This is a genomic window from Vulcanisaeta sp. (assembly GCF_049966235.1).
GTDB classification, from domain to species: domain Archaea; phylum Thermoproteota; class Thermoprotei; order Thermoproteales; family Thermocladiaceae; genus Vulcanisaeta; species Vulcanisaeta moutnovskia.
In genome coordinates, this window is sequence record NZ_JBMFVA010000037.1 from 1 (window position 1) to 4,894 (window position 4,894).

Below are 4,894 nucleotides of genomic sequence, written 5' to 3' on the forward strand. Positions count from 1 at the left end.
CTGGCATCCCTAATGTCCGCAATGTCATCCTTAACATAAACATAAACAGGTCTCTCAGCCCTGCCAAGTACAACAATCGCATCAAAGCCAGCCCTCTTCATCTCATATGCAAACCTAGTACCTATGTGCGCAGAGCCCCATATGCCTGTCAATGGTGATATAAAGCCAACAGAAACCCTACCGCTCTGCGGAATCAAATCACTGGTCAAAGGACCACTCGCAAATACCAACACATTTGACGGATCAAGCGGACCCTTTATTTCCCTCAACCTCTTATAAATCACGTAGGCAGCAAATCCTTCGCCACCAAGTACCTTATCATAAATCTCGGGATCAACATTTTCAATCCACACCTTATCATTACTTAAATCAATATATAACACCTTACTAACCCAACCGAAGAGTGCCATTATCCTGAAGCATATCTTAAACCTATTAAGGATTTTATCTTACATATAATATTATCATAATCATAAATGTATCATTTAATACCTAAGATACTTAATTGATATAACTTCATAATTCGTGGTAAGATAGTGCGCTACTTAAAAGAGTACATTAACGTGGAATATTAAGGATTATTTGAGAGGTCACTTAAAGTTTAATGATACTTATCTCCTAACTTGTAATGTTAACCGGTTAAACTGCATATTTATATCTCTGATTTACTTATTAAACGCTTGGTTTAGTATATGGAACCTAAATTTGCAGAAATAATACTTGAGAATAGGCCCAGTTGGTTTTGGCGTGCTCTTAAGCAGTTGGGTGTTGATTATGTTGATGGTGTTTTGCCTAGGTGGTTTAGGGATTGGAGACAGGTTGAGGAGGAGAAGCCGTGGGATTATGAACCGTTGATGCGTTATAAACAAATGCTTGAAGAGAATGGGCTTAGGCTTGTGGCTATTGAGGATAATCCTCCAATGGATGGTGTTAGGCTTGGTATTAGGGAGTTAAAGGAGGAGGAGTTGGATGCTGTGGCTAGGCTTATTGAGAATATGGGTAAGTTGGGTATTAAAATTTGGATCTATAATTGGATGGCTGGTATCCTATGGTCTAGGACTAGGACTCATATTCAGGGTAGGGGCGGTATGTACGTGACAGGATTCAGTATTGATGATATTAAGAATGCGCCTGAACCGGCAATACTTAAGCGTGTTGGTAAGGTTACTCATGAGGATCTGTGGAGGAATCTTAAGGATTTCCTTGAATACATAATACCTATTGCTGAGCAGTATGACGTCAAATTAGCGATACACCCTGATGACCCACCAATACCTGATTATAGAGGTATTCCAAGGATTATGAATAGTGTGGAAGCCTTTGAGAAGTTGATGGCTCTCGTTAAGAGTGAGCATAACGGCATAACCTTCTGTATGGGTAATTTCACGTTGATGACTGATGATATTGCTAATGCAATTAGGAAGTTGAAGGATAGGATCTACTTCGTTCACTTCAGGGATGTTCAGGGCGATAAGTATAACTTCGTTGAGACCTTGATCGGTGAGGGTAAGACTGACCTTGTGAAAGCCGCAAGGGCACTTCTTGAGATAGATCATGAGTGGTACTTGAGGGTTGATCATACACCGACTCTTGAGAATGATGTGGAGTTCGTACCAGGCTATTCATACCTAGGAAGAATTTACAGTATCGGTTATATCAAAGGTCTATTCACGGTAGCTATTAAGCAAAGAAATAATTAAATATAAATGTAGGGTAAAATTAATAATTAAGGTATTAGTATTATATAACATATATAAAGATGCCTTAAGACATTTTTCGTTTGGATCTTTTGAAGGTCTTCCTTGCTTAGCATCCTAAATTTTACACCTAATTTAGGAAAATTATAATTTTTATCAAGTTAAGAATAAGGATTAGTATCCTATGTATGTTGCCTTTATTCTTGTGAAGAATTCTATGGCTTCCTCACCCATCTCCTTATATACGTCATTTCCCGAACTCTTCACACCGCCGTAGGGTACCCAGGGTTCTAACCCTATTGTTGGCTTATTCACCTTTATTACACCGGCCTTAACGTTTTCAGCAAACCTTGCTGCCTCACTTATATCCTTAGTTATTATGCCAGCGATTAATCCATATTCCGTGGAGTTAACGATATCTATCGCCTCATCAAGTGTCCTATAAGTCATAACAGCCAGTACCGGGCCAAATATCTCCTCCTTAGCTATCCTCATATCCGAAGTTACCTGGTCAAATATTGTCGGCATAACAAAATACCCATAATCAAACTCCTCACCTCCTCTAATTGGTTGCCCACCATAAACAAGCTTAGCACCTTCATTCTTACCAATCTCTATATAGCTCAGAACCTTCTCATACTGCTCCCTACTTGCTAATGGACCCATGTCAACGCCATTCTTTAACCCATTACCAACAACAACCTTCTTCGTCCTTTCTACTAACTTATTTAATACCTCATCATGCATTTCCTCAGGCACCAAGAACCTTGATGTAGCTGTACAGGCCTGCCCAGTTAAGCCAAAGGCAGACCTAACAGTCAATTCAATGGCTAAGTCGGCATCACCATTCTTTGAAAGAACCGTAGCATTCTTACCACCTAGCTCAAGTTGTATCCTAATAAACCTGTTTTGCCTACCAATCTTTTCATTAATTTCCTTCCCAGTCTGTAGTGAGCCTGTGAATGTTATGGCATCTATCTCCTTATTTGTTACTAACTCATCACCAACCTCACTGGCAGGACCCGTTACAAGGTTCAAAACACCCTCTGGTAATCCGGCTTCGTAGAATACCTTAACGAGTTCAAGAGCAATTGTTGGGGTTATACTGGCTGGCTTCCAAACTACAGTATTACCAGTGGCTATGGCTGGTATTACTTTCCATGCAGGTAATGATAGTGGAAAGTTCCAGGGCGTAATTACAGCAATTACACCAAGAGGCTCTCTGGTAGTAAGTATTATCGTGTTCTTATCTTGAGATGGTATTACCTTACCCTGAGCTCTCGTTATCAAACCAGCATAAAATCTAAGTAAGTTCGCCGTTCTGACAACCTCAAACACACTATCATTAAGAGTCTTACCCTCCTCCATTGTTAATAACCTAGCCAAATCATTTGCCCTTGACTCAATAATTTCTGCAGTCTTATAGAGTATTTTAGCCCTTTCAACAGGTAAAGTCTTACTCCATTTTTGAAATGCATCCTTAGCAATCGAGATTGCGGCTTTAACATCATCCCTAGCTAATTTGGGAAATTTTGATATTATCTGCCTAGTATCTGCAGGATTTCTGATTTCGTAGTATTCTCTATCCTTGGGCATAGTATAACGACCTATATATATACCTTTCTCATGCATCGTATTACTTGTTTTTTAACCTATTTTTAAATTTTACTAGTATTAAAATATAATAGACTAAAGATTAAGCTTTACAACAGGGGTCCTTTGGGTCCCCAGTTTTGTTATTGTTATTTCTACAATATCGCTATGTTTCAATCCTTTATCTTTACCGGGAACTATTGCTGTTCCTGTGCTGAGTAATGTTCCGTCAGGCACACTATTATTTCTAATTAGGTACTTTATTTGGTCCTCAATTCTTCTCCTCATTCTTGAAGTATTAATGCTGCCTTCATATATTACTTGGCCGTTTCTTATTATTCTCATTGATATATCAAGGCTGTATGGATTTCCAATCTCGTCTGGAGTTACTAGGAATGGTCCTATGGCGCATGAGCCATTATAAATCTTTGATTGAGGTAGGTAAAGTGGATTTTGCGCTTCTAGATCCCTTGCAGAAACATCATCGCTAATAGTATAAGCCAGTATTTTACCGCTGGAATCAATAACCACACCGAGTTCAGGTTCAGGCAGAGTCCATTCAGAATCAGTTCTAATAGCTATGGGTTCACCATGTCCGACACACCTATTTGCTGTACCTTTAAAGAAGATTTCTGGTCTCTCTGCGTCATAAACAAGCTCATAAATAGTCCTACCCTTTATTATGGCTACATCCTCTTCGCTATACCTAGCCCTGGCTACTTCGTAGACTATACCGCTACCCCAAACCTCAGGTGGGTCATAAGGCTTAGTAAATCTAAGGTCCTTAAACGTGTAATCTCTATTAAGTAAATCATCAAGACTGATACTTACCTCGGGACCTAATGGTATGTCCTTACCTTCGGAATAAATCTTTAATGCGGTTATTGGGTCACTTAATAATACGTAGGTTTTATTATTTATTATTGCAAAGTTTCCAACCCAACCTTTATTGGTTAGTCTAAAAATCCTCACGCTAAAACGATTACCTGCTTATTTTTATATTCTATATCTAACAGTTGTTAGTGTAGCTAACGAGTTTAATTTTATGATTAAACCTAGTTTTTGTTAAAATCTATGAAGAATTTCATTTATCTTTCTATATTCCTCTTTATAGAGTTAATTTTGTCACTTGACCAGAAGATTATTAAGTAAATTATTTAAATATATAAGGTTAGGCCTCGGTATACTTCCTTAATTTTTCCTCATTCATCTCTATACCAAGTCCTGGTTTATTTGATATTTCTACATAATCACCCTTAAATACTTCCACCGGTTCCTTGGTTATTTCATAGGCTAATGGATTTTTCTCTATGTAGTAGTGCTCATAGGTTGGTGTAAATATTATGTGGTTTGGTAATGAAGCAGTAAACTGCAGTGTGGCTGCCCTGCAGCCGATTCCTGACAGGCCTACGTGGAATGTCATTGGTATTCCAAAGGAATCAGCAAGGGCTGCTATCCTCATGGCCTCGGTTATACCGCCGGCCCTGGCTATGTCCGGCATTGCTATGTCCACGGCCTCCTTAATCATGAACTCGAGCCATTGATACTTAGTGAATAGTGTCTCTGCCGCGGCTATTGGTATATCAAGTGCCCTGGCTATCCTC

5 protein-coding genes are annotated in these 4,894 nt (G+C 39.0%); 1 reads left to right on the forward strand and 4 read right to left on the reverse strand.

Going from position 1 to position 4,894, the window contains the following annotated elements; translation table 11 throughout:
• A partial coding sequence (locus ACP5L5_RS11290) for an aldehyde ferredoxin oxidoreductase N-terminal domain-containing protein (protein WP_428763877.1) occupies window positions 1-410 on the reverse strand: 410 nt, incomplete at its 3' end.
• Between the two features lie 282 nt (window positions 411-692).
• Between ACP5L5_RS11290 and ACP5L5_RS11295 the strand changes: the two genes are divergently transcribed.
• The gene (locus tag ACP5L5_RS11295; RefSeq protein ID WP_428763879.1) at window positions 693-1,700 is read left to right on the forward strand and encodes a mannonate dehydratase; all 1,008 of its coding nucleotides are present in this window, start codon (window positions 693-695) and stop codon (window positions 1,698-1,700) included.
• A 171-nt stretch (window positions 1,701-1,871) separates the two neighbouring features.
• Here ACP5L5_RS11295 and ACP5L5_RS11300 read toward each other — a convergent pair whose 3' ends face one another.
• From ACP5L5_RS11300 to ACP5L5_RS11310, 3 genes are all read right to left on the reverse strand, one after another.
• The gene (locus ACP5L5_RS11300; protein WP_428763881.1) at window positions 1,872-3,329 is read right to left on the reverse strand and encodes an aldehyde dehydrogenase family protein; all 1,458 of its coding nucleotides are present in this window, start codon (window positions 3,327-3,329) and stop codon (window positions 1,872-1,874) included.
• Between the two features lie 57 nt (window positions 3,330-3,386).
• A complete protein-coding gene (locus ACP5L5_RS11305; RefSeq protein ID WP_428763883.1) occupies window positions 3,387-4,262 on the reverse strand; it encodes a fumarylacetoacetate hydrolase family protein in 876 nt (291 codons plus the stop codon).
• A 199-nt stretch (window positions 4,263-4,461) separates the two neighbouring features.
• Window positions 4,462-4,894 (reverse strand): enolase C-terminal domain-like protein (locus tag ACP5L5_RS11310; RefSeq protein ID WP_428763885.1); only part of this gene is annotated, 433 nt, incomplete at its 5' end.

Bases quoted from the DNA above. Each gene is read 5' to 3' on its own strand.
- ACP5L5_RS11295 (WP_428763879.1), top strand. From the start codon at position 693: ATGGAACCTAAATTTGCAGAAATAATACTTGAGAATAGGCCCAGTTGG.
- ACP5L5_RS11300 (WP_428763881.1), bottom strand. From the start codon at position 3,329: ATGCATGAGAAAGGTATATATATAGGTCGTTATACTATGCCCAAGGAT.